Below are 23,303 nucleotides of genomic sequence, written 5' to 3'. Positions count from 1 at the left end.
GCTAAAGCTGAGCGGCTACCCGTAGGGGAGCAGCTTCAGCTGCCCCCATTGCGTATTCCTCGGACGGATCCTGCTGGAGAGACCTTCCGCGGCCACAGGACCGCGCAGCTAAAGCTGAGCGGCTACTTGTAGGCGCTCTCCCGTTCTCGGATGACTTTAGTCGTCCGACTCTACGATGGAGTGAACGTTTTTGAACCAGCCCCCTTCTCTCCGAAACTTCCCCTTCGACAAAAGGGCGCTGGTTCCGGTAAACCTTTCCTTCATGGAACAACCTACGATTTCGGTTTTGGGACTGGGGATTATTGGCTCGATTTGGGCCGGTCATTATTCGGAAGCAGGTGTGCTGGCCGCGACTTGGAACCGGACGCCGAAACCTGATTTTTCCCAGTGGGTGGATTCAGCGTCTGCGGCCGCTGAGGCCGGAGAGATTGTCCAGCTTTGTCTCTACGATCCGGACTCGGTGGAGGAAGTGCTCGAGTCTATTCTACCGGTGCTGGATGCTTCGAAGATCGTGTTTCAATCGTCCACTATTGACCCGATCAGTGCCGAGAAATTTGCGGAGAAGGTTCGCTCGACCGGAGCGCGTTATGTCGAAGCTCCCTTCACGGGGAGTAAACCAGCGGCGGAGGAGAAACAAACGGTTTACTTCCAAGGAGGATCGGATGCCGACCTCGATTTTATCGAACCGATCCTGTCTCTCGTCTCCCGGAAGCGTTTCCGTTTCGATACGCCCACGCAGGCGGCCACCATCAAGTTGGCCATGAATCACCAAATTTCGGCAATCACCGAGTCCCTCTGCGAAGGAATTGCCTGGTCGAGGAAAGCTGGACTCAGCGACGGCCAGTTTTTCGATGTTCTTCGGGAAAACGTTGCTTGGTCCGGTCTGGCTGGACTGAAAGAAGAGAAGATTCGGGAAATGGATTTCTCTCCACAGTTTTCTGTCCGCAACATGGAGAAGGACATGCGTCTGGCGACGAATTCGGCTCCACTCGACCTGCCCTCGCTCGCACTCGTTCGCGAACGACTAAAGGCCGCCCTCGAAGCGGGTTATGGCGACGATGATTTTATTTCCCTGCTTCGAATCCTCCCGTGATCGAACTTCACTACACCGGCTGCCAACGGCCCATTCTTCGCAGCCTGCTCGACCACCTCTGGACGCCTGGCACTTCAGAGATTCCGGATCTCTCGAATACGGCTTTGCTGCTTCCCACCCGCAATGTCGGGCGACGAGTTCGGGAATCCCTGGCTCTCCGTGCCTTGGAGGAAGGCCGGGCTCTACTCAGCCCCACGGTCCTTACCCCCGGGTCGCTATTTTCGGCCATGGGCGGAGGTGCTGCAGGGCTCTCTCGCGCTGACCAAACTCTCGTCGTTGCCCGGGCACTTCGATCGGCCTCCTCTGAAATGTTGAACGCCGCCTTCGGAAGAGATCCTGAAGGAGGGCTGGAAGAACAACTTTCCTTCGCCCGATTCTTTCTCGAAACCCGACGGGAATTGAGCGAGGCCCTACTTGATTTTAGAGAAGCTTGTGAGTTGGAAACGATTGGCGACCGCGACCGGTGGAGGGCTCTTGCCGGAATCGAACACCTGTATAGCCGTTTACTCGATGAAAACGGCCAGCAGGATCCTGATGACCGTGCGGCTCAGATTGCCAAGAATCCAACCGAGTTTTTTCCGTGGAAAAGGATGGTCATCGCCGGAACCCCCGATTTCCCAGAGAGGGTTGCCGTCTGCCTCCGGAATCTGGGGACGCAATTTCCGATCGAAATTCTCGTTCTTGCCGATCCGGATCAGGCGGATGGGTTCGACGAGGTGGGTCGCCCTCGTGTCGAGTGGTTTTCCGCAGCTCCCATCGAGATACCCGACGAGTCCTTAATCGTCTGCAAAGATGTGGGGGAAGCCAACGGGAAGATCGCGGATCGGTTGAGCCAGCACCCGGAATCACGGTCTGCCTGTGTCTGCGGGGTCGGGTTTCCCGCCGATGGAGCCGCCCTGACCTTCGAACTGCAAACCAAGGGCATTTCCGCCTACGATCCCGCTGGCCAACCTTTTGGTTCGACGGAAGCAGGTCGATTCTTTCGCCACCTCACTGGAGTTTGTTTTGGCGAAGAAATTCCCGACTTGGTCGCCTGGCTGAGAGATCCCTTTGTCGCCCGATGGATGAAGTCTGCGGGAGAACGCGCCAGCCGTGAGGACTGGATCCAGGAAGCCGACGAGCTTTTGGAAAAGATCCTTCCCAATGCGATTGGCGATTTTTTCAACGTGGTGGCGAACCGGAAACGGAGGTCCCGGGTCCTCAGTATGACTCGAGCCCTCCGACGCACCGCCCGGGAGACGGGGAATATTTTTGCACTGGTGGAGCATCCCGATTTACGGCCCCTTCTCGCCGAGGTCGAAACCTCTGAAGGGGTTCCCGAGTTCGCTTCTGCCCTCGCTGCGATTCACGAGTCTGCGGGACGCCTCGCCGGGATTCGCGATCTTTACTCGCTCGGGCGTTGGGCAGTCGAGGAAGCGATGAAATTTCCGGTGTATGCGGATCGTCCGGCCGAGGTCATCGAAGTACTCGGTTGGCTCGAATTGCTCTGGGAAGAAAACGAGTGGCTGCAGATCCCCGACTTCTACGATGGATCCGTTCCGGGGATGATTGGCTCTCATCCACTGCTTCCGGAAACTCTCCGCCAGAACCTCCACATCCCAGGCCGTAAAACCCGGGATGCCCGAGACGCGTACATTCTTCGCACTCTTATCGACCTCCGAAGCCAAAACGGACGTGTCGATCTCCACGTGCCCGGCAGGGACTTGGAGGGCAGCGTCGTTTCCCCCTCGCGGCTTCTCTACTATACGAAGCCGGATGCATTGCCGCATCGGGTCCAATGGTTGTCACAGGAGCCCACTCCGACCGCTCCGGCCTCCTCCGCCTCCCCAATCACCATCAACCCTTCCTCCCCCGAGGTTATCGCCGACTGGCTCGACTCCCTCGACCGAATCCATGTGACCAGTTTTTCCTCCTGGGTCCGCTGTCCATTTACATTCTTCCTGGAACGGGTCGCCAACTGGAAATGCGTGGATCCCGACCGCTTGGAAATGGATCCCGGAGCCTTCGGGACCGGATTGCACGAGGTCATGCGGCAACTGGACGAGCCGGAAAGCGAGCCATTGAATTGGGAAGGTTTGGAAGCCGTGGAAGCCAGGGCCTATACCCTTCTCGACAACTGGTTTATCGATGAGTTTGGACGTCGCCCAGGTCTCCTGCTTGAGCTGCAGCGTGAGGGCTTGAAGCGAAGAGTTCAGGCGGCGGTGAAAATTCGGCAGGAATCTCGGCTCGAGGGCTGGACTCCACTGCATGTGGAGTGGAATTTTCGGGACGAGCAACTTTTGACCATTGAGGGGATTCCAATCTCCGGACAGATCGACCTCGTCGAGGAACGGGGGGATGAACTTCGTGTAGTCGATTATAAGACCAGTGAAAAAGCCACCGATCCGCTGGATGCTCACATCACCGACCTTTCCCGGCGGCGTTCTTTCAGCGTCTCGTCTCTTCTCCCGGTTTCCGGACTTTCTCAGTGGGGCTGGACCAATCTCCAACTCCCACTTTATGCCGCGGCCCTACGAAAGAAATATCCCGGGCGCCCGATTCGGGTTGCCTATATCCAGTTGCCCCGCGCCGTAACCGAATCAAAATTGGTAGAGTGGCCCGAGTTTACCGATGACCTGGCCCAAGACGGGTTCTCGACCGCGCAAAAAGTCGTAGCATTCTGGAGACAGAAAGGATTTTGGCCGCCGAGCTCGACTTTCAAGCAGTCCGACCAATTCGAATGGTCCGGACCGAATGGAGAGGCCAGCTGGACCCCGGAAGGCCTGGTTGATTTGGCCTCTCTCGAGTCCGGAAATCAGGAGGATTCCGAATGAGTATTCAGCGTCAGCCCCGACCGCATTTACTGGTCCGCGCGTCAGCCGGATCCGGAAAAACCTATCTCCTCGTCCGGCGTCTAATCGGCCTCCTCGCAGACCGAGAGGCTCCAGAGTCAATCCTTGCCGCGACATTCTCCCGCAAGGCAGCTGGGGAGTTTCGTAGCAAACTGCTGAAAGCCATTGCCGATGCGGTCACGAATCCGGGCAAAGCCGATCTTCTCGCGGAAGAAGTCGGCCATGAAGATTGGGGCGGTGAGGAATTCCTTGGCCTCCTGAGCCAACTGGTCCGGGACCCAGATCAGCTGCGCCTCAGCACCATCGATGCGTTTTTCCTCGAGTTAGTCGGCCTTTTTCGACTGGAGCTCGGCCTTGGCACCGACGTGAGAATGGGAGCCGAAACCGCCGATGATTTTCTGACCCGCGATCTTCTCCGTAGCATTTTTGCCGCGTCTTCCGATGAAGTCCGACAAGCAATCTTTCACCTCATCGAAGAAGACCGTGGCGCCGAATCGGTGCGTTCTTTTCAGAACGTATTGGAAGACTGGATTCAAAATGCACAGTCCCTTTTTCGGTCGGCCCCTCAGGCGGAATATTGGGGCGCCCTCCCCTCCGAGATGTCGCTCCCTCCGGTGTCGTTGGAGGAATGGAACCAACGTCTGACCCGGTTCGAAACGGCATTGAAAAGCCAAAAGATCCCTCCAGAGTGCCGAAGTGGCGTTGAGGAGGTTCTTGAATTATTGGGAACCTGGGATCTTTCTCCGGCCCTTCCGAAGGAGGCAGAGAAATGGATTAAGGCGGGTGCGGCGGATCGCGAAAAGCTGCTCGCCGGGAAGAAATACTTTATGCTCAACCGCAAGAGGCTGGTTCTCGAAGAAGAAGCTGGAGAAGCGTTGGTCGAGCTTTCTGGAATTTTCCATGCCAACGTCGTACATGTTGCCGTTCGCAACACGAAGGGTGCCCATGCCTTCCTGCAAATGTACGAGCAGGAATACGTGCGGCGGCGACTTCGCGCAGGATCGATTCGTTTCGCCGACCTGCCCCATCTTCTCTCGACTCTGGAAACCTTCGAGGGAACAGTTCTGGCCTACCGACTAGACGCCCGACTGAAACATTGGCTGCTGGATGAGTTCCAAGATACGAGCCGTAGCCAGTGGCAGGTAATTCATCCGCTCGTGGATGAGCTTTTCTATGATGCGGAGAACCCCCGCAGTTTTTTTTGCGTCGGGGATCAAAAGCAGGCCATCTACGGTTGGCGCCAGGGGGACAGTCGCCTCTTTGACGAGATTTACGAACGCTATCGACATTTCGAGCCCCGAGCTCTCGAGACTCAGTCACTGGCCAAGACCTATCGCTGTGCTCCCGCGATTGTCGAGTTCACCAACCGCCTATTCGGTTCACCGGAGTCATTCCCCGATGCAGCCGATCCCGCGGTCGTAGAGCGCTGGATGAAAGCCTGGACTCACCATGAGTCGGCCCGAGCCGATCTGACTGGCGAAGTTATGGTTCATCGAGCCGCTGACAGTAATGCCCGGGATAGTGAGGTCGTCGAGTTTCTCAAAACCGAGACGCCATGGAAAAGTGGCCGATCGGTTGCCATCCTCTGTCGAAAGAACACCGAGGCCAATCGCTACGAGTCGATGTTGCGAGCCGAGGGAATCCCTGTCGTTCGCGATGGGGCCCTCTCCATCTGTCGTGATTTTACTTCCGGCCGTCTTTTGCACGCGATTTTCCAGGTGCTACTCCACCCCGGCGACACCGCAGCCCTCGGCTTCCTTCGATCCAATTCAGCCCACGCCGCCATCGAGTCCTTCTGTCATGGTCCGATCACGGCAGGATCTCTGCGTGAACGATGGGAGGATGGGTCGAGCTCCACATTTCTTGCTGAGTTTGAACAAGCCCTCGAGGAGGAAGGTTGGATGGACGACTCTGAACGCCGGTGCCTCCGTTCCGTTCACTCCTTATTGCAAGGGATCGAAACCTCACCCGATCCGGCTCTTCGGGAAATGGCGCGTACCATTCAACACGCCCGGATCGAAGATACCGGTGCCGAAGGGAGCGTTCAGATTCTGACCATCCATCGGTCCAAGGGGCTGGAGTTCGACATGGTTCTCCTCCCCGATCTCGATGCGAAGCAGAATTCCGGTAATTTTAAAGAGTTCTGGACCCATGAGGAGAACGGCCGGGTCATTCGCGTTCTCGAAAGCGTGAAAACGGACGTCCGAACCGCCTTTCCGCCGCTGGAGGAATGGGCTTTGTCAGCCGAACAGGATCGCGAATTCGAAAACCTGTGCGTGCACTACGTAGCCTTCACAAGAGCAGCTGCGAGTCTTCATCTTTTTCTTTCGGAGAAAAAAGGGAAATCGAAGAACGGCATTCACTATTGGATCGAGAAGGCATTCGCTCCCGATGTCGATGAAGGCGTTTTGGTTTCTCTCGGTAAGGGCTTACCCGCCGCTGAGAAAACAGAGCCGACTCCCGCACCCGCTGAACCGCACCCGCCTCAACGCAAGGATCCTCCTCCCGTGCTGGCGAGAAGGTTGCTCACCCCTTCTGGTGGAGATTCCGAAGAACGTGTGTCTCCGTTCCTTCCCGGGCGCAATCAGAGTCTCGATCTCGGACGCCGAGTTCACGCTGCCCTCGCTGCTTGGGAATGGCCCGCGTTATCCTTCCTCCCAATTGCCGACGATCCCGAGGTGAGCCAGATCATCGAAGACGCTCTCCAAGTCCCGGAGATCCAAACTATTCTCAGCGAACCGAACAAATCGACGACGGTCTGGCGGGAACGCGCGTTCGACGCCTGTATCGAAGGTGCCTGGAGTTCCGGTGTTTTCGACCGGGTGCATCTCCCCGAGGGCTGGAAGGAAGGCGTCGCCAACCCGATGATTATCGATTTTAAAACCGATCGCACTCGGAGCGAAGAAGTTCCAGCCGGATATCGGGAGCAGATGCGGATTTACCGGAAGGCCCTCGCCATGATCCTCGGAATCGAAGAAGACCGGATTGAAGCCCAACTGATCTTTCTGAGAACAGGCCAGGTCGAGACGGTTTGATCTGGCAGCGAAAAGAAAATGAGAGCGCCCGGATAGGGACGACGGAGAGGTTCATCTCGTCGGGACTCAACTTCAGCGGCGCCAGCGTCGGTTTTTTCCGGCGGCTCGTTGAAAGAACCTTCCGTTACCACAGGACCGCGCAGCTGAAGCTGAGCGACTACGGAAATGCGCGTTCCCCACGTAGGGCAGTAGCTTCAGCTGCGCCTCACGTTGCCTCTCCAGTGAAGCCGTTTGCTGAAGCTGCACGGTACGGGGTTCCGACAGTTTCGCGGAAAAACTCGCAAGCAGCACTTCCTCATACGGGTACACGGCGGGAAGTTATCGCATCTTGGTAAAGATCTTCCAATCGCCCGGCGACGCGGTCGAGATCGTGTTCTTGGGCCATTGAGATGGCTCCTTGAGCCCATCGCTCCCGGGCTTCGTGATCCTCGGCGGCCTGGGTCATGGCCTGAGCGAGGCTCTTCACATCTTTGGGTTCGACGAGGCGGCCGTTTTGATCGTCGAGAATCATCTCCGGCAGTCCCTTGGCCCTCGGCCCGATCAAAGGCAACCCGAACGACATCGCTTCGAGGATGCTGACTGGCTGATTTTCGGTCGTACTCGCGGTAACGAAGACATCGCCGAGACGATAGAGGTTTTCGGAGAGCAGTTGGTGATTGGGAATGGCTCCCGTGAATTGAATTGCCGCGGCGCAGGGCATTTTCACTGCCATTTGCCGCAGTTCCTTCTCGTGGGGCCCTCCGCCAATCACGAGGAGGCGGACGCTTGGATTGATTGACCAGACTTGCCCAAACGCCTCGAGGACCAGCTCGATCGACTTTTCATGGGACACCCGGCCAACATAGAGAAAGGTGACTCCCTCCAAATCCATTTCGCGGCGCCGTTCTCGGATGGATTCCTCCGTTTGCAGTTTGGGACGTCGGATACCGTTCGAAACCTTTTCAAGTCGGCATTTGGCCCCGCGCCCGGCTAGAGAGTCATGGACCGCCCGGGAGGGGGTAATCACCGTGTGGCAGCGGTTGAAAAAACCAACCGAATACCGCCAGAGTACTCCCCGGGTCAGTCGGCAATTGGGCACCGGGAAATGCTTCAGGTATTCCGGTTCGGCGAAAAACGTATGGAAGGTGCCCAGTAGCGGAACTTTCCGAACGCGGGCCATGGCAAGACCCTCCCATCCGGTTCCAAATTCGGTATGGACGTGGATCACATCGGGATTGACCGTGCGAAGTTTGCGCCAGGTGGAGAAAAAGGTCGGACAGGCAAGACGCAGGCGTGCGAAAGCGCGGTGAGGGATGGTGACCGGAGTGTCAAAAATTTGGATGGTCGGATCAAGGTCTGGGATCGATTCTGCCGCCTCCTTGCGGGCGGGCCGTGGGCGGACGATAGACACCTCATGACCCCGGGCGGCGAGCGCGTTGGCTTGTTGAAGGATCGCTATCGAGACGCCGGAAATATAGGGATAAAAACTATCCGAGAATATACAGATTCGCATGAAATTGAAGGCTGATCGTGCTAAGTCGGAACTGTGAACCATGCTGAAAAGGACTTCTGGAGTCCAACGCAATTGGGCGCTGCTACATGAAGAAATCGTCACAAACCGATTCTCGGATGAGATGATTTCCTGAGCGAATTCCCCATTTCGGGCTAGACGCATAGGGCGTTCTTCCCGATAGTATCCCCTTCTGTCTATAACCCAATCATGTCCGACCAACCGCTTACAGAGCTAGATCCCCGAATCCGTAAACAAGTCGAAAAGGCCAGAAACAGTGTCAAAACTGGCAGTGCCGCTTTCGCAATAGAGATCTGCATGGGTCTCGTAGAGAAGTATCCAGGGTGCGTCGAAGCGCGAGAGGTGCTCCATTCCGCTCACCGAGCCGCCAAGTCGGGCAAGAAGAAATCTTTCCTTTCTGGTCTGACCTCCAAACCTCTCTCGAAAATCGGAGGGGTTACCTTGAAGAAAGATCCGGCCAAGGCGATGATTCAGGCCGAAAAAATTCTCAAGGACGACCCGGATAGCGTCGATGCTCTTCGCCTACTCGGCGACGGAGCGGCTCTCAAAGATCTACCCCATACCGCTGTTTTTGCTTATGAGGGTGCCTATGAAAAGGACACCAGCAACCTCGATGTTGCGAAGAAATTGGCCGATCTTTACCTCAAGGTAGATCGTCCCAACGACTGTATCCGTGTCTGTGAGCGCATCATTCGCGAACATCCCGGTGACGGCGAAGCGCAAGACATCGTCAAGCGGGCATCCGTCGCCCAGTCCATGGAAAAGGGCAAATGGGAGGAGGAAGGAGATTTCCGTTCGAAACTGAAGAATAAAGCCGAGGCTGAAAATCTCGAACAGGCAAGCCGCTCGACGACCACTGAAGAGAATCTCGAGAAACTCATCCAAGACACCTACGAGAAGATCCAAGCAGAGCCTGAAAATCTTACCAACTACAAGCAGATCAGCACCTATTACCACCGTGCTGGTGATTACGAGTCAGCCATTTCTTGGGTTCAAGAAGCCCGCAAGCTGGAAGGTGGTAAGGCTGATGTTAGTTTGGAGCGGCTTGAGACAAAGCTTTACCGCGAATATGTCGACAGTCTGATCCAGGCGAAGAAGGCAGAACTCGAGGCCGATCCCGAAAACCAAGAGCTGCAACAAGAGCTCGAGGGAATGGTCGAAGAGCGGAAGAAGTATTTGATCGAGCATTCAGCCGATATGGTCAAGCGCTACCCCAATGACTATGCAGCTCGTCATCAATACGGTGAATTGCTTCTTGAGGACGGCCAGATCGATTTGGCGATTCAGCAACTTCAAATTGCCCTGCGCAACCCGAAGGTGCGCATCCCGAGCCTCAACCTCTTGGGACAAGCCTATAAGGCGAAGGAATTCTACGATTTGGCAGCCGAGCAGTTTGAAACGGCTAAAGGCGAAATCAATGGGATGTCTGAAATCAAAAAGGACGTCATCTACAACCTCGCCGAGTGCTACGAGAAAATGGGTGAAACCGAGAAGGCGATCGACCGTTACAAGGAGATCTATTCCGCCGATATCGGATTCCGGGACGTCTCCAAAAAGATCGACGAGTTCTACGCCAATCGGAACAAGGGCTAATTCCCTTTCGGTTGGTGCTCGTAAGATTGCCTACCGAACCATTCCCAGCGTCATTTTAAAACGCTGGGCACATAATAGGATCTGCTACCTTCGGCAGGCCCGATTTAGAGGGGGGGATCACGTTAAAAGCACGTTTGCAGTTCGGCTGGGCATTCCCGTCATCCAAGCAAGCCTTCGCTGTAAACGAGGTGCGAATATGAGTGCATTGCGGCGCAAGTTTCTTCTAAATTACCAACAAAAAGGGTTTTCCGTCCCTACTCTTTTGGTGATTCAAGCATCGATCCGGCACTCACGCACCCCCCATTCTAAATGTCCGAACAGGAAAAGAGAAACTCAGCAGAGGTTTCAACGAAGCGATGCCCCTATTCTCTCGCCGTTTCTGTAGCTGGAATTATTGCGTCTTTCATCGTTCTGGTTGGTTGGCAGATTAAAAGCTCTCTGATCGTCCAGATCGGCCCGGGTCTGGCACCGATGCCGTCAACGACGGCGATCGGGTTCCTCTTCCTCTCTATCGCCGTTTTAGCCTCCTCGATTCGAGGGCCTGCGAAATCAATCCGAGTAGCTAGGCTCGCTTCGATCCTTTTGATTTTTTGGGCAGGACTCAATTTGCTGCAACATGCTTTTCCGATTCAGTTCGGGATCGATTCACTTTTCGGTAGACCGTTCATCGAATATGGATCCGACGCCCCCGGAAGAATGTCGATCCTGAGTGGGTGGTTCTTTCTATCAATCGGCGTCGCCGTCCTTTTCTATTCCCTCCAATCCTTGAAGACCAACTCGGGGATTCTGGTCATTCTGATTTCCGGGATGGTCGCCGGAATATCGAGCTCCGTGCTGATTTCCTACGCCGTCGATATCCAACCAACGATCTGGTTCGGTGAACAGCTAACCGCGATGTCTCTTCACACCGCTCTTGGCTTTTTCCTACTCTCCACTGGCCTGATCACACTTCAACTTCGCTGCGGTATCGCTAGTTTTGTGGATTCCTCGCGTTGGCTCTGGTTTCCCGTTCTCTGCTCCACGACTTTTGCAATTTTCACCATCTATTTCGCTATATCAACGAATTCGGAGCAGGGTCGCATTAAAGTCGCTAGCGGAGCGACTGACTCCATGACAAAATTATTGTCTGCCCGTCTTGATGAGCTTGAGAACGCTCTCTCCCGAATGGGAGAACGGGTTTCGCTCTCTCAAGCCGACGAGTATGAGCGTTGGGCGAAGGATGCCGCACACTACCTTGAAGATTTTCCTTCGTTGAACTTCATCGCCGTTCAAGACAGGGCTCTGAACATCAACTGGGCTTATCCCGAATCAAATACCGTTTTTGACGAATGGATGAAGAAAAACGCGATGACGTGGGATCCTTCTGAGACCCTAACCATTCAAAGCATTCCCGGAAACGTCTCCCCTCATAAAATCGCCTTGAGTATCTACGAAGGAACGCCGGGGGATGCCGATTCGCGGGAGATCCACCTATTTGCCATTATTGATTGGGAGAATTTGGCATTTGGTACTCTTGATGAGTTTCGCGGGCAGTTAGGGAAAAACTCCGCCAACATGTCGATCACTCTGGCGCCCACTAGCGAAATCGGCTCAATGGACTTCGGTCATAATGCGGTTTCTGTTCGAAGATTGACCAACCGTTTCTCCTGGATTGTCACTGCGGATCCACGGTCATTGGAAACTCGGAACCGTCTTCAAAATATCTTTTTAGCCGGGGGAATTATTACTTCGATCCTCTTCTCCTTTCTCATCCACAGTCTTCAGGTCGGCCGTCGTCGTTTGAAGGAAGTGGAAGAGGCTCGCTGGGAACTGGCCCGGAATCAGGCCCGCCTAAAATCATTTGTGGCCCACGCTCCAGCTGCGGTGGCCATGTTTGACCCCCAATTGCGCTACATCGCTGCGAGTCGATATTGGTTGAAAGATTACCGACTGGAAGACCGTCCGATTCTCGGAATCTCTCACTACGAGATCTTTCCCAACATCAGTGATGAGTGGAAGGAGATTCACAATCGATGCCTTGAGGGAAAGGTCGAATACTGTAACCGAGACCGCTGGCGTCCTCCGGGCTGGGATCATGACCAATACCTGCGGTGGGAGGTGCGTCCCTGGCACGAGCCCGACGGATCGATTGGTGGGATCATGATGTTCACGAGCGACGTCACTCTCGATGTCCAACGGGAACTTGAGATTATTTCGATGCAGGAAAAAGCGGAAGAGGCCAATCGATTGAAGAGTGAGTTCCTCGCCAATATGAGCCATGAGATCCGGACCCCCATGAACGGGGTAATCGGCATGACTTCAATCCTTCAAGAAACTTCTCTGAGCCCTGATCAGAGTGACTGCGTGGAAGTTATTCGTGAAAGCGCCGATGCTCTCCTTAGTATCATTGATGACATCCTTGATTTCTCAAAAATTGAAGCGGGCAAGGTTCAACTGGAGAACGAACGCTTTTCGCTGGGCGAACTGGTCAATACGACCGTGGAGCTGCTTTTACCCGTAGCCGCCCGGCGGGGAAATGAGATCCTTCCTTGGATCGAACTGGAAAAGCCAGTTGAGTTGATGGGGGATTCCGGGCGGATCCGGCAAATCATCACAAATCTTCTCGGGAATTCGATTAAATTCACTGAGAACGGGGAAATCATCCTGAAAATTAAGGCAATCGAACGAGCACGGGGTAAGCTGTACCTACTCTTCGAGATCTCGGACACGGGTGTCGGGATGACCGAGGAGCAGTGCACTCGCATCTTTAGGCCATTCGTTCAGGCCGACGGCTCCACGGCGCGGAAGTACGGAGGAACGGGGCTCGGGCTCTCCATCTCTCAGCGTCTGGTCGAAACCATGGGCGGAAAGCTCAAGGTCGAAAGCAAATTGGGGGAAGGAACAAAATTCTCATTCCGCATTGGTCTAATCGAGGTCCCCCATGATGCGGATTCCCGGCAAGGCCTTCCGGCCAGTGAGATCTTTGACGGACGGACTTGCCTCCTAGTTTTCCAGAGTTCCAATGCCGCCGAAATTGTTCAAAGCCAACTCCAGCGTTGGAACATCGAGACGACGACCGTATTTACCGTGGAAGAGGCCAGGCTCAACCTGCGTCGCCAGTCATTCGACCTTCTACTCGTAGATTCGAGCCTTCGCACAGAAGATCCTCTCTCCACCGCCAAGGAGGTTGCCAACGCCCTGGAAGAGGTTTCGAGCCGACCCGCGACCATTTTCCTGAAACCGATCGGTCTGACCCTTCTTCCACACCAGCTGCGAGAGGCCAAGATTGATGAAGTTCTGAGAAAACCTCTCTCTCCTTCGCGTATTTATGACGCGCTCGCCGGTGCCCTTGGGGAAAAGACAATCATTGCTGCGGATGTGGCTCCCGAGGAAGAAATTGTGCCGAATGAAAGGGAACTCGAGACGCCTGCCCGTGTACTCGTAGCTGAGGACAATGCGATCAACCGCAAAGTCATAACCATGCAGCTGGAGAAGATTGGTATTTCCGCCGATACGGTCTCCAACGGGCAAGAGGCAGTCGCAGCTTGGCAGAATCTTCACTATCCAATCATTTTCATGGATTGTCAGATGCCCGAAGTCGACGGATACGAAGCAACCCGCCGAATCCGGGCTGCCTATGCAGAAACGAGTAAGAACATGGACGGCGAGCCAGTCAGCCCACCCTACATCATCGCTCTCACGGCCAACGCTCTCAAGGGAGATCGGGATCTTTGCCTAGCAGCGGGGATGGATGACTACATCGCCAAGCCAGCTCGCAACATCGTCCTCCGGTCCGTTCTAGAACGGTGGCGGGAGTCGAAGAAGCAATAATCCCACTATTCGGACTTCAACTGCCGCGACATCAAATCGCGGAGAGCGTGACTCGGATCTTTTTCTTCGTAGACCAGTGAATAGACCTCATCGAGAATCGGAGTGCTGATCTCCATCTTCCGGCAGCGTTCTCGGTACCATCGCACTGAAAGAGCCCCTTCGACCACCGTCTTCCGATCTTTAAGCTGATCCTCGACCAATTTCCCTTTGGCCAGATTCTCGCCAAATGTGCGATTTCGGCTCCACGGACCATAACTTGTGGCCACGAGATCGCCGACTCCGCTTAAACCAGAGAAGGTTTCGCGTTTTCCGCCCAGGGTGGTTCCGATTTCAACCATTTCAGCGAGACTCCGGGTGAGCAGCGCAGCTTTGGCATTGTCGCCCAGACCGAGACCATCACAGCAACCACAGGCGATCGCGAAAATATTCTTCAGGCTCCCCGCAAGGGAAACCCCAATGGGATCGTCCGAAAAATAGAGGCGAAACGCATCGTTACTGAATGCCCCTTGAAGGTCACGAATCCACTGCGAATCTTCGGCAAAGGCCAATACCGCGGCAGAGGGCAACCCCTCCGCTAAACCGCCCGCGTGTGTCGGACCGCTCAAAACTCCAGCGGGATAATGAGGGAGAACTTCTTTGAGGACTTCAACCGGTAGATCCAGCGACTGAGGGTCCAGCCCTTTGCAGACGGCGATCACCGCCGAGATCCCCCATGAGGATTCGCGCATCGAGGCAATTTCCTCACAGAGATTCCTTAGGGCCTTTGCCGGGCAAGCGAGAATCACCGCATCCGCTTCCATTAGGGCTGGCATGATCTCATGGCCCAGTTGAAGCGACGGTGGAATCTTAGCCCCTGGAAGATAGTCCTTATTCTCCCGGGAAGAGGCCATTTCGGCGGCATGCTCCAACCGGCGGGAAACCAAGGTCACCGTGTGACCGCAGCGATCGAGGTGTAGCGCGAGTGCGGTGCCCCAAGCACCAGCTCCAAGAACGGCAAAATTCATGATGGGAAACGGTTTTCAAGAACGTCCTCGCGGTAAGCTTCGAAGGAACGACGAATCTGCGGGCCAAGCTCCGCATAAACTTTGACAAAGCTGGGCACTTTTTCGGTGCCGAGACCCAGCATGTCGTGGCTGACCAGAATCTGCCCGTCACACTCCGGCCCGCAACCAATGCCGATTAAGGGGATCGAGAGGCGATCTCGAATCTCACCGGAAAGAATGGGGTCGATCATCTCGCCAATGCAGGCGAAACAACCCGAGGCTTCAACGGATTCTGCGTCCGCGAGAATCTGTTCCGCTTCCGCCTCACTCCGGCCGTATTTTCGATAGGCCCCCTCGACCTGAATCCGCTGTGGGAGAAGTCCAATATGTCCGAGAACCGGGATACCGGCATCGACAAGGTAAGATCGAAGATCCTGCTGGGCGACCCCGCCCTCAAGTTTTACGGCTCCGGCACCCATCTGTAGAAACCGGCGGGAAGCCCGGAGCACGTGCTCCCGCTCGAGCGAGGCTTCGGCAAAAGGTAGATCGACTACGACCAAGGCATCGGGGACCGCACGCAAGACGGCTGCTGCATGGTGTTCCATCATCTCGAGGGTAACGGGTACGGTCGTTGAATAGCCCAGGACCGTCGTGCCGACAGAATCTCCAACCAGGATCAGATCGATGCCAGCTTCGTCCGCGTAAACAGTCGTCGGAAAATCATAGGCAGTGACCGCGGATATCGGTCGATCCCCCTTGAGTTCACGAATTGTTTTGGTCGTTATTTTCACTCGAACCCTTTTCTATAAAAAGAATAGGCTCACCGTTTCCGAGAAGACCTTCAACATGTTTTTTTTCCGCAAGTTTTATCGTTGGCGCTATTTCCGTCGTCAGCGGGCCCAGTCCTACCGTCCTTTTATCGGGGCAGGAAAAGGATTTGGGATCTCTTTTGGGCGACATCTCGCCCGGTCCACGCGGGAAGGAAAAGAATTCTCCGGCTTCCGGGACCGTTTGAGCCGCAGGAAACGACGTTTTTTCAAGATCGGCGTTGCCCTGATCTTTCTGGTTTTCCTGGGTTGGGTGGTCTACGAAAGCGCTTTCGGCCTTTCACTTTTCTGAACTGCTGAAGGAAACGGGGCCCCACCCTTGGGCCAGAAGGCCATTAGTTTAAGCCGTTTTACGAAGCTTGTTTGTAGATAATATGACAGGGCCTTAACCTCCTCCGTCCGAATGACACTAGTTTAAGGGGTTGTATGGAATGGGAACCTCCCCACCCCCGACATAGTCGGGGTCCCCCCTCCTACTCGTAGGGAGGGGAGTCAGAAAATTACAGAAAGACTCCTCCCCTGCTACAGGGGAGGGGGACCGTCGCCAGACGGTGGAGGGGTTCCTCTTCAAAAGTCGCCAATATCAAAATTTCCCCGCTAAAACCCTGAATCTAGTGCCATTCACCCTTCGCCCATTCGATCCGCCTCCCATTGATAAGGTCTTGCCTCTTGAAATTTTCATGAGGGATTCCCCCAATTGAGGAGAAAGAGACTCGTCGCGAGGCCGAAACCAAAGAAGATCTTCGCATAATGAGTTTGGATCGACTGTTGATGCCTGCCCTGGCTCTTCTTTTGAGCGTTCTCAGCCCTTCCTGGGCAGATGCTTCTGATGAGATCAGGACATGGACCAGCGCCGACGGGCGAGAGATTCAAGCGAGTCTGCTCAGCATTGATGGAGATTCGATTGAAATACGCCGCAGTGATGGATTCCGCTTTTCTATTGGGCTGGATCAACTCTCCGAAGCTGACCGTGAATTCATTGAAGATCTGAAGAAGAAGAGCCTGCAGGAAGCCATTGATTGGAGGAAACCGCAGAATTCCGAATCCTATGACATTCGTGGTGTTCGTGAATCGCGAATGTCCGGTTACATTAAAACCGAAGAAGGTTGGGAACAGGAAATTGAAGCCATTGAGGTCATCGTCGAATATGAAGGCGACCGGAACCAAATCCAAGGCAATGTTTGTGCCTATTTCTATGATCGAGACGACATCTTGATTCAGAAATATCCACGCTCTGCCCGATATGAGGTAAAAACGAATGAGTATGCCGATCCCGTAAAAAAGCTCACTCAAGGCGAGCGATATGAATACTATTTTCCTCTTTCGAAGTTTTTGGTCGAACGGGACTGGAAGACGGTTCTTATCGTTTTTTCAGGCCCGGACGGAATGTCGGCCGAGACTGACCCGAAATCAAGCTTCGAACCGTTCGCTTTCGACGAAAAGAAAAAACTTTTTCCAGCTTGGGACGGTCGTCCCACGGAAGATTCTCCGGGTCCTCGCGGCCCCGTTGGAGATTATACCCTCGTCATCGACAAGGTCAAAAAGTCCAAATGGGACGACTCGATGTGGTTCAATGAGGATTGGCGTCATGGACGCGATTGCATTGAGACCCGCGTGAAAGTTGAGGACGCCGTGCCTTTTTCCGAAGTAAAGATCCACCTCTACTTGTATGACAAAGACAACCGAAAGGTTGGGCAGCGAAAGATCCCGTCGATGGTCCACATTGGAAATCGCGAGTATGTGAAGGTTGCAAAAATTGCCGAAGAAGACGAATGGTATCCAGCGGTCTTCGCTCTCGATAAGGAACTGGAGGATCTCGATTGGCGGACGGCAGTCGTCACTTTCTCCATTGGCGATCAATGTGTTGCCGAAGTCTATTCGCGTTCGGGAGCGACAATCGAAGATCTTTCTTTTCCGGAGAAAAGCCATCTGTCGCATCCGTAATCGTTTCGGAATCGGGCCTCGAAAGTCCTTCTCCTCCGTATCGATTTTTCGCTGAATCGCGAGGCAGCCCCTTTTCCACTTGTCAGCGATTCAGAAACCGTCCTAAGTTCTCCGTTTCTGCTCCCGTAGTTCAATGGATAGAGCAACGGCCTCCGGAGCCGTAGATCTGGGTTCGAATCCCAGCGGGAGTACCACACCGCCCTTCGCAGTTTTCTACCGCAAAGGGAATCGGACGATTTCGATCGAGGACAAGGAAAGCCAATCTCCCTCCTCCTGGCGAACTGTCGAAATGACTAGCACCCCTCGCACCGCTCCCTTTGCGGGAACCCCGAGAACACTGAGACGTAACGGATAGGGATTGCCATGGGTCGGGAGGCGAATCGCACGCGTCGATCCCAGGGATTTTCCCTCGTCATCCAACCACTGGAACTTTACTTCAGTCCGGTTTCCCAACGATATCTGCGCGGATAAATTGATTTCCGCTTCGTAGAATTCAGTAAGGTTATCGACCCTTGGCGCGATTAAAGGGAACTCAAATTTGAGCCCGGCCGCGTAGGCATCCTCAATCCGAAGGGACACCGCATCACCGGTAGAGACATAGTCAATCGATACCCGCCCGGAAGGGCTGAGCTTCAACTGCCACGGAGGATCCAGCGCCCGCTCCCAAGGCTCCGGCCCAGTGATTCGGATCTCCCCGGCCGATTCGCGAATCGGTCCTTGCAGGATGATCTCTTTCTTTTCGCTGTCCGTGGCCAACTCCGCGAAATGAAACATGGAAAAGGCAAGGCCGTCATTCAATCGATGGGCCTCCATCTCGATTTGATCGGCGAGGATCTTTCGGTTTTCGGGCTCAGCTCCCACGAGCAAATTGCGAGCGGCATGATAGCTGGGATCCGAAAAAGTCAGTCGGCTACGGGATGCCTGACGGGACCAGGGATGCCGCGAAACCTTGGTCGAAATCACATCCCACCATTTCCGTGCCATCAGCATTTCATAAAAAGGTATCGCACCAGAGAGTTCCTGAGTGAGGACGAGCTGACGGCGAGCGTTCTGAAACTGGGCAGCGGCCAGCGTGAGTTGCCACGTATCCCAAACCGATTGAACCCTGTCCCGGTACAATCCATCGCCCACCTCAGCCAAGGCCGTTTCCAGAAGACCGGTCATCTCCTCGAGGTCCTCATCCGTGAACACGTCAACGCCACCCTCATCATAGAAATATTTGATCCAGACCGCCGAGCCTTCCTGGGTCATCCAAGCATCGCGGGCACGATCGTAAAAGGCCCCCATGGTTTCTGCGGCCGGTCCGAAGAAATCGGTCCAAAATTCCCGCTCGAGTTCCCCGGGCTTCAAATCCGGGTTCCAAAGCATGCGCGCCACCATCCACGGGACCTCGCCATGAAAAGGCCAAATGGGAGAGATTTCACCCCGATAGGCCTTCACTCCAGCTTCGTGCATATCGCGAATCCGTTGCCCGATGAGGAGATTGGCCCTTCTGGGGAAGGGATGAGGGGCTCCATGAATATAGTCGTAGACTCCAATGATTCGCGGGCCGGCCTCGGTCCACTTTTGAACGAGTTCCCGATCCTCTTCGGTAAAATCCACATCGTATCCATGGCTGCGGTCGGCCGTAAGATAGGGCAATACGGTCGATCTCACCGGGAAACTGGGGACATTCTCACTCCACATGTAGGCGAGGCATCCAAGATAACGGTCGGGAAATTCCGGCGAGACCTGATCCGCAACCCGGTTCATAAACTGGAAAACCAAATCGGAATAATCAGGCAGATCGCGGAAATAGCTCATCGGACGCGTCCATTCCCGGATGCCTGGGCTATCGCCAAAATCGGTATTATCGTTAGTACCGAGGGCAAAGGAAACCAGCGAAGGATCCTCACGAAATGCTTCCCGGGCAGCTTCCGCCGCAGCCTCGATAACGACGGGGGAGCTTAGATCGGGTTGAGTTCGCCAGAAACGGTCTCCCGGCGGAGGTGGATCAGCCGGATCCCAATCGACGGCGAGGGCTTCGGGATGCTCCAGAAAGAACTCCCGGTCAAAGATTCGCCAAAGATTGTGCATAAACGAAAAGGTGGCGTGAAGTCGGTTGTGTCGGCCCCAAAGCTTCTCCTCACGGCTATGAAGCCCCGTCAACTGCCGGGAAACGTATGCCGGCGCATAATCATAGCTTCCGTAAGGAACCTTCCATCGATCCCGTTTCGGCGTATAGGTCCCCTCCTCTCCCGGCCAATACCAGCGCACTCCCCCGAATTCATCCAAGAGAGTGTAGAGACCGAATTCCCATCCAATGTCGTCCAAGGCTTCGATCGTGAGATTCTTTCTCCCGACCTTGATACGAAAGCTACCCTCTTCGCCGTTGGGTGAAGTCATTGGGGCTCGGTCCACACTCCGCCTGAATTGAATCACAGAAAAGCCGGTCAAATCGCGATCATCCCGAGTCGATCGGATCCAAGGACCTCCCATTTCATAGACCCGATCCTGAAATTCTTCGACGGCTTCCTCCAGTCGTTCAGAAGCGACAAGGGGCAGAAGAATTACCGTTTCAGGGCTTTTCGGAGAGAAGATGGAGAAAAAACCGGGAAATTCCTGTTTCGCCGGGAACCGATGCGGCCCCGCCCCGAGTCCCGAGACCCCTGCTGAAATCACCAAGAGGCAGACTCCTCCGAGGATTCTTAGGCTTTTTCCTTTCCGTGACGATAACACTGGACTCCAGAAAAGGAGAAGATCGGGGAAAAGCAATGAAACGTAGCTCAGACAACGGTTTCGGATCATAAAGAACCGGAACTAGTTAAAGAATTCTGAAATAAACCTAAAAAAGCTTGCCAGTGGAATAGACCACTTTGAAGCTCCAGTTTCGCTAACTCGATTCTCGGCGAAGTCTTTAAATGCGTTCCGATACTGCTTTTCGTACACCTCTGACCTTACTCGGAGGAATAATTTTCCTGCTCATTGCAGTAGGTTGCTCGATCCCTCAGCCCGACCCTCAGAAGGAGATGGGCGAGCTAGCTCCGACCGAAAGCTGGGATTCGAGCAAAGATACCGGCGAAGTCCCCGACGATTGGCTTTCCGCTTTCAACGATCCGGTCCTGATCGACTTGGTCAATGAAGCTCAGGAAGCCAACCCCAACCTTGCCGCAACCGCAGCCTCCCTTTCCGCCGCTATCGCAGAAGCCCGCCAGGCCAACGCGGCCCTCTTCCCTGAGCTCGACCTTCAGGCTGGCGCGCAGCAGACCCACCGTTTCGAACTCACTCAGCAGGATGAACTCCTCCAGTATGAGAAAAATCAGACGACTCTAGGCGTCGGACTTGCCCTGAGCTGGGAACTCGATGTTTGGCGGCGCGTTTCCGATGCGTCCAAAAGCGCTGCCTTCGCCGCATCGGCGACTGCGGCAGACTATGCTTTCGCCCGCCAGAGCCTCGCTGCGCAGGTCACCAAGGGTTGGTTCCAAGCCGTGACCAACAAGCTTCAGTATGAGCTGGCGAATCAGTTTGTCTCGAATTTTGAAGAAGCTCTCCGGATTGCCACAGCCCGCTTCAATGCGGGGGAGGTTTCGGCGCAGGACGTCTACTCCGCCCAAGCCGATGTCGCCAATGCCCGTCAATCCGCCCTACAGGCCCTCTACTCAACCCGGTCTTCGATTCGCAGCCTGGAAATCCTCCTCGGCCGCTATCCCTCCGCCGATCTTTCGCTTGCGGATTCTCTCTCCATCGATCTCCCCCCGGTTCCGGCCGGGCTTCCCTCGAGCCTACTCCAACGCCGCCCGGACCTGATCGCTGCTGACCGCAACGTATCCTCCGCCTTCTACTTCACCAAATCCGCCGCCGCGGCGCGACTCCCCCAGTTCTCGCTCACCGCCAGCTATCAATCGAGCGCTGAGAATTTTGGCGATCTTTTCGATGCCTCCTCCATGCTGACCAACTTGGGGATCAACCTCTTCCAGCCGCTCTTTGACGCCGGACTCCGCAAGAACCAGTTCCTGCAAGCCGAAGCGCAACAAATGGTGGCAGTGGCCCAATATAAGCAGACAGCTCTCGACGCTTTTCAGGAAGTCGAGGACACCCTTTCGCTTGAATCGTCGCTGGAAGAGCAGGTCAAGCAGCTGGGGATCGCATCTGACAATCTCCAAAAGGCTGCCAAGGTTGCTGAAATCCGATACAAGGAAGGGGAAACTGACATGACCAGTTACTTGGTGGTCCAACGTCAATCGCTCCAATCCCAGTCGAACCTCATCACCTCCCGCGGTTCCATTCTCACGAACCGCGTCGATCTTTACCTTGCGTTGGGAGGCAATTTCGAAGCCGGCCCAATCAACGACTCACCGGCACCGCCTCCCCTTCCTTCACAGAAGAACGAATCCTCGAAGCAAAAATGAACCTTCGCATCCTTCCACTCTTTCTTTTCTCACTCGCCCTTTTGCCGGGGTGCAAAGAGAAGAAGCCGCAGCAAGCCAGCACTCCGCCAACCGTTGAGGTTATCTCCGCGAGCGAGACCGACCTTCCCGTCTATCGCGAAATCGTGGCAACTCTGCAGGGTCCCGTTAACACGAAAATCAAACCGAAGATCCAGGGCTACCTTCTCACTCAGGAGTACGAGGACGGTGCTCTCGTAAAGAAGGACGATCTCCTCTTCACCATCGATCCTTCGACTTACGAAATCGATGTCCAGCAAGCAAAGGCGAACGTCGAGGTCCAAGAGGCCAATTTGGTGAAAGCCGAGCTTACGGTCCAACGCGACCAGGAGCTGATCAAGGCCGACGCCATCAGTCAGAAGCAGCTTGATAACGCAGTCCAGGAACGGGACGCGGTCAAAGCTCAGGTCGCCGCTTCCAAGGCGGCTTTGAATCAGGCAAAGCTGAATCTCAGCTACTGCAAAATTTACGCTCCTATCGCAGGGATCGTCGGAAAAGCCTCGACCGATATCGGGGATCTGGTTGGCCCCACTCAAGTCTTGGCGACGATGTCCAACCTCGATCCCATTCAAGCGGTTTTCTACATTCCTGAACGCGCTTACATGAGCCGCGCCGAGCGTCTGCAAGAACTGGTCAAGATTCCCCTCTCCGAGCGTCCAGAGGACATTGAACTGGTGATGGCGGATGGATCCATTTACAAACACAAGGGACGTTTCCAGTTCATTAACCGTCAGATCGACTCCGGCACCGGCACGATTGGTGTCTACGTTCTCTTTGCCAACCCGAACAGCATTCTCCGCCCGGGCCAATACGCCATGGTCAGGATCAAGATCAATACCCTTAAGGATATCATCAAGATCCCCCAGCGGGCCATCGTCGAAACCCAGGGAATGTCCAGCGTTTACACCGTTAATAGCGATGACACCGTCGCCTCGGTGCCGGTTAAGCTCGGGGAAACATCCGGTAGCAACGTAGTCGTCACCTCGGGCCTCAAAACGGGCGATACCGTCATCGTTGAAGGAATTCAGAAGGTGAAGAAAGGCGCGAAGGTCAAGACCACCCTTTTTAAATCGTCGTCTTCCGACTCCAGTGACTCCTCCTCGAGCTCCAGTAACTCCTCCGCCAGCTCTTCTCAAAGCTCAACTTCTTCGAGCGGTTCCGATTCGTCCTCCGGGTCCTCCTCCTCTTCTGACTCTTCTTCTTCATCCGCGGATTCCAGCCAAGGCACTCAGTCTTGATCCTAACGGAAACCT

Annotated in this window: 13 protein-coding genes and 1 tRNA gene; 10 read left to right on the top strand and 4 right to left on the bottom strand. The window is 54.8% G+C overall.

The genetic code is table 11. The features are described from left to right. The first annotated feature begins 262 nt into the window (after positions 1-262). Genes H5P30_RS07860 through H5P30_RS07850 form a run of 3 tightly spaced genes read left to right on the top strand, consistent with a single transcriptional unit; the run spans position 263 to position 6,959 of the window. Positions 263-1,093 carry an NAD(P)-dependent oxidoreductase gene (locus tag H5P30_RS07860; protein ID WP_185692408.1) on the top strand — a complete coding sequence of 277 codons (831 nt, stop codon included), beginning with the start codon at positions 263-265 and terminating at the stop codon, positions 1,091-1,093. Next, entirely contained in the window at positions 1,090-3,906 is a 2,817-nt protein-coding gene (locus H5P30_RS22455; RefSeq protein WP_185692407.1) for a PD-(D/E)XK nuclease family protein, read from the top strand. Before H5P30_RS07860 ends, H5P30_RS22455 begins: the two co-directional genes overlap by 4 nt. Then, positions 3,903-6,959 carry a UvrD-helicase domain-containing protein gene (locus H5P30_RS07850; RefSeq protein ID WP_185692406.1) on the top strand — a complete coding sequence of 1,019 codons (3,057 nt, stop codon included), beginning with the start codon at positions 3,903-3,905 and terminating at the stop codon, positions 6,957-6,959. Before H5P30_RS22455 ends, H5P30_RS07850 begins: the two co-directional genes overlap by 4 nt. Before the next feature lie 295 nt (positions 6,960-7,254). On the opposite strand, the gene H5P30_RS07845 is transcribed toward H5P30_RS07850, so the two are convergent. Next, positions 7,255-8,613 (bottom strand): glycosyltransferase, encoded by a 1,359-nt coding sequence (locus tag H5P30_RS07845; RefSeq protein ID WP_185692405.1) that lies wholly within the window; start codon positions 8,611-8,613, stop codon positions 7,255-7,257. Between the two features lie 45 nt (positions 8,614-8,658). On the opposite strand from H5P30_RS07845, the gene H5P30_RS07840 reads away from it, so the two are divergent. Together H5P30_RS07840 and H5P30_RS07835 are read left to right on the top strand one after the other, a co-directional pair. After that, on the top strand, positions 8,659-10,062 hold the full coding sequence (locus H5P30_RS07840) for a tetratricopeptide repeat protein (RefSeq protein ID WP_185692404.1): 1,404 nt from the start codon (positions 8,659-8,661) through the stop codon (positions 10,060-10,062). A gap of 309 nt (positions 10,063-10,371) precedes the next feature. Then, complete coding sequence (locus H5P30_RS07835) at positions 10,372-13,872, top strand: ATP-binding protein (RefSeq protein ID WP_185692403.1); 3,501 nt, start codon at positions 10,372-10,374, stop codon at positions 13,870-13,872. Between the two features lie 5 nt (positions 13,873-13,877). Here H5P30_RS07835 and H5P30_RS07830 read toward each other — a convergent pair whose 3' ends face one another. Together H5P30_RS07830 and panB are read right to left on the bottom strand one after the other, a co-directional pair. Next, positions 13,878-14,876: an NAD(P)H-dependent glycerol-3-phosphate dehydrogenase gene (locus tag H5P30_RS07830; protein WP_185692402.1), complete on the bottom strand. Its 999-nt coding sequence runs from the start codon at positions 14,874-14,876 to the stop codon at positions 13,878-13,880. Beyond that, positions 14,873-15,646, bottom strand: coding sequence for a 3-methyl-2-oxobutanoate hydroxymethyltransferase (gene panB / locus H5P30_RS07825; RefSeq protein ID WP_185692401.1), 774 nt, complete (start codon positions 15,644-15,646; stop codon positions 14,873-14,875). The genes H5P30_RS07830 and panB overlap by 4 nt, the downstream gene beginning before the upstream one ends. Positions 15,647-15,701: 55 nt before the next feature. Between panB and H5P30_RS07820 the strand changes: the two genes are divergently transcribed. The 3 genes from H5P30_RS07820 to H5P30_RS07810 all read left to right on the top strand — a co-directional run bounded on the left by H5P30_RS07820 (position 15,702) and on the right by H5P30_RS07810 (position 17,820). After that, the gene (locus tag H5P30_RS07820; protein WP_185692400.1) at positions 15,702-15,974 is read left to right on the top strand and encodes a hypothetical protein; all 273 of its coding nucleotides are present in this window, start codon (positions 15,702-15,704) and stop codon (positions 15,972-15,974) included. Positions 15,975-16,432: 458 nt separating this feature from the next. Continuing rightward, positions 16,433-17,626 carry an SHD1 domain-containing protein gene (locus H5P30_RS07815; RefSeq protein WP_185692399.1) on the top strand — a complete coding sequence of 398 codons (1,194 nt, stop codon included), beginning with the start codon at positions 16,433-16,435 and terminating at the stop codon, positions 17,624-17,626. A gap of 119 nt (positions 17,627-17,745) precedes the next feature. Continuing rightward, positions 17,746-17,820, top strand: a tRNA-Arg gene (locus H5P30_RS07810). Between the two features lie 19 nt (positions 17,821-17,839). Here the strand turns inward: H5P30_RS07810 and H5P30_RS07805 are convergent. After that, a complete protein-coding gene (locus tag H5P30_RS07805) occupies positions 17,840-20,413 on the bottom strand; it encodes a DUF4838 domain-containing protein (RefSeq protein ID WP_185692398.1) in 2,574 nt (857 codons plus the stop codon). A 113-nt stretch (positions 20,414-20,526) separates the two neighbouring features. Between H5P30_RS07805 and H5P30_RS07800 the strand changes: the two genes are divergently transcribed. Then, on the top strand, positions 20,527-22,014 hold the full coding sequence (locus tag H5P30_RS07800; protein WP_185692397.1) for a TolC family protein: 1,488 nt from the start codon (positions 20,527-20,529) through the stop codon (positions 22,012-22,014). Further along, positions 22,011-23,288: an efflux RND transporter periplasmic adaptor subunit gene (locus H5P30_RS07795; RefSeq protein WP_185692396.1), complete on the top strand. Its 1,278-nt coding sequence runs from the start codon at positions 22,011-22,013 to the stop codon at positions 23,286-23,288. Before H5P30_RS07800 ends, H5P30_RS07795 begins: the two co-directional genes overlap by 4 nt. Positions 23,289-23,303: the final 15 nt, after the last annotated feature.

The sequence above is a fragment of the Puniceicoccus vermicola genome, assembly GCF_014230055.1.
In the GTDB taxonomy this organism is placed as follows: domain Bacteria; phylum Verrucomicrobiota; class Verrucomicrobiia; order Opitutales; family Puniceicoccaceae; genus Puniceicoccus; species Puniceicoccus vermicola.
Note: the sequence above shows the minus strand (reverse complement) of the source record. Positions and strands in the feature narration are given on the sequence as shown.

Bases quoted from the DNA above. Each gene is read 5' to 3' on its own strand.
- H5P30_RS07860 (WP_185692408.1), top strand. From the start codon at position 263: ATGGAACAACCTACGATTTCGGTTTTGGGACTGGGGATTATTGGCTCG.
- H5P30_RS07850 (WP_185692406.1), top strand. From the start codon at position 3,903: ATGAGTATTCAGCGTCAGCCCCGACCGCATTTACTGGTCCGCGCGTCA.
- H5P30_RS07845 (WP_185692405.1), bottom strand. From the start codon at position 8,613: ATGCGTCTAGCCCGAAATGGGGAATTCGCTCAGGAAATCATCTCATCC.
- H5P30_RS07840 (WP_185692404.1), top strand. From the start codon at position 8,659: ATGTCCGACCAACCGCTTACAGAGCTAGATCCCCGAATCCGTAAACAA.
- H5P30_RS07835 (WP_185692403.1), top strand. From the start codon at position 10,372: ATGTCCGAACAGGAAAAGAGAAACTCAGCAGAGGTTTCAACGAAGCGA.
- H5P30_RS07830 (WP_185692402.1), bottom strand. From the start codon at position 14,876: ATGAATTTTGCCGTTCTTGGAGCTGGTGCTTGGGGCACCGCACTCGCG.
- H5P30_RS07820 (WP_185692400.1), top strand. From the start codon at position 15,702: ATGTTTTTTTTCCGCAAGTTTTATCGTTGGCGCTATTTCCGTCGTCAG.
- H5P30_RS07815 (WP_185692399.1), top strand. From the start codon at position 16,433: ATGAGTTTGGATCGACTGTTGATGCCTGCCCTGGCTCTTCTTTTGAGC.
- H5P30_RS07805 (WP_185692398.1), bottom strand. From the start codon at position 20,413: ATGATCCGAAACCGTTGTCTGAGCTACGTTTCATTGCTTTTCCCCGAT.
- H5P30_RS07800 (WP_185692397.1), top strand. From the start codon at position 20,527: ATGCGTTCCGATACTGCTTTTCGTACACCTCTGACCTTACTCGGAGGA.
- H5P30_RS07795 (WP_185692396.1), top strand. From the start codon at position 22,011: ATGAACCTTCGCATCCTTCCACTCTTTCTTTTCTCACTCGCCCTTTTG.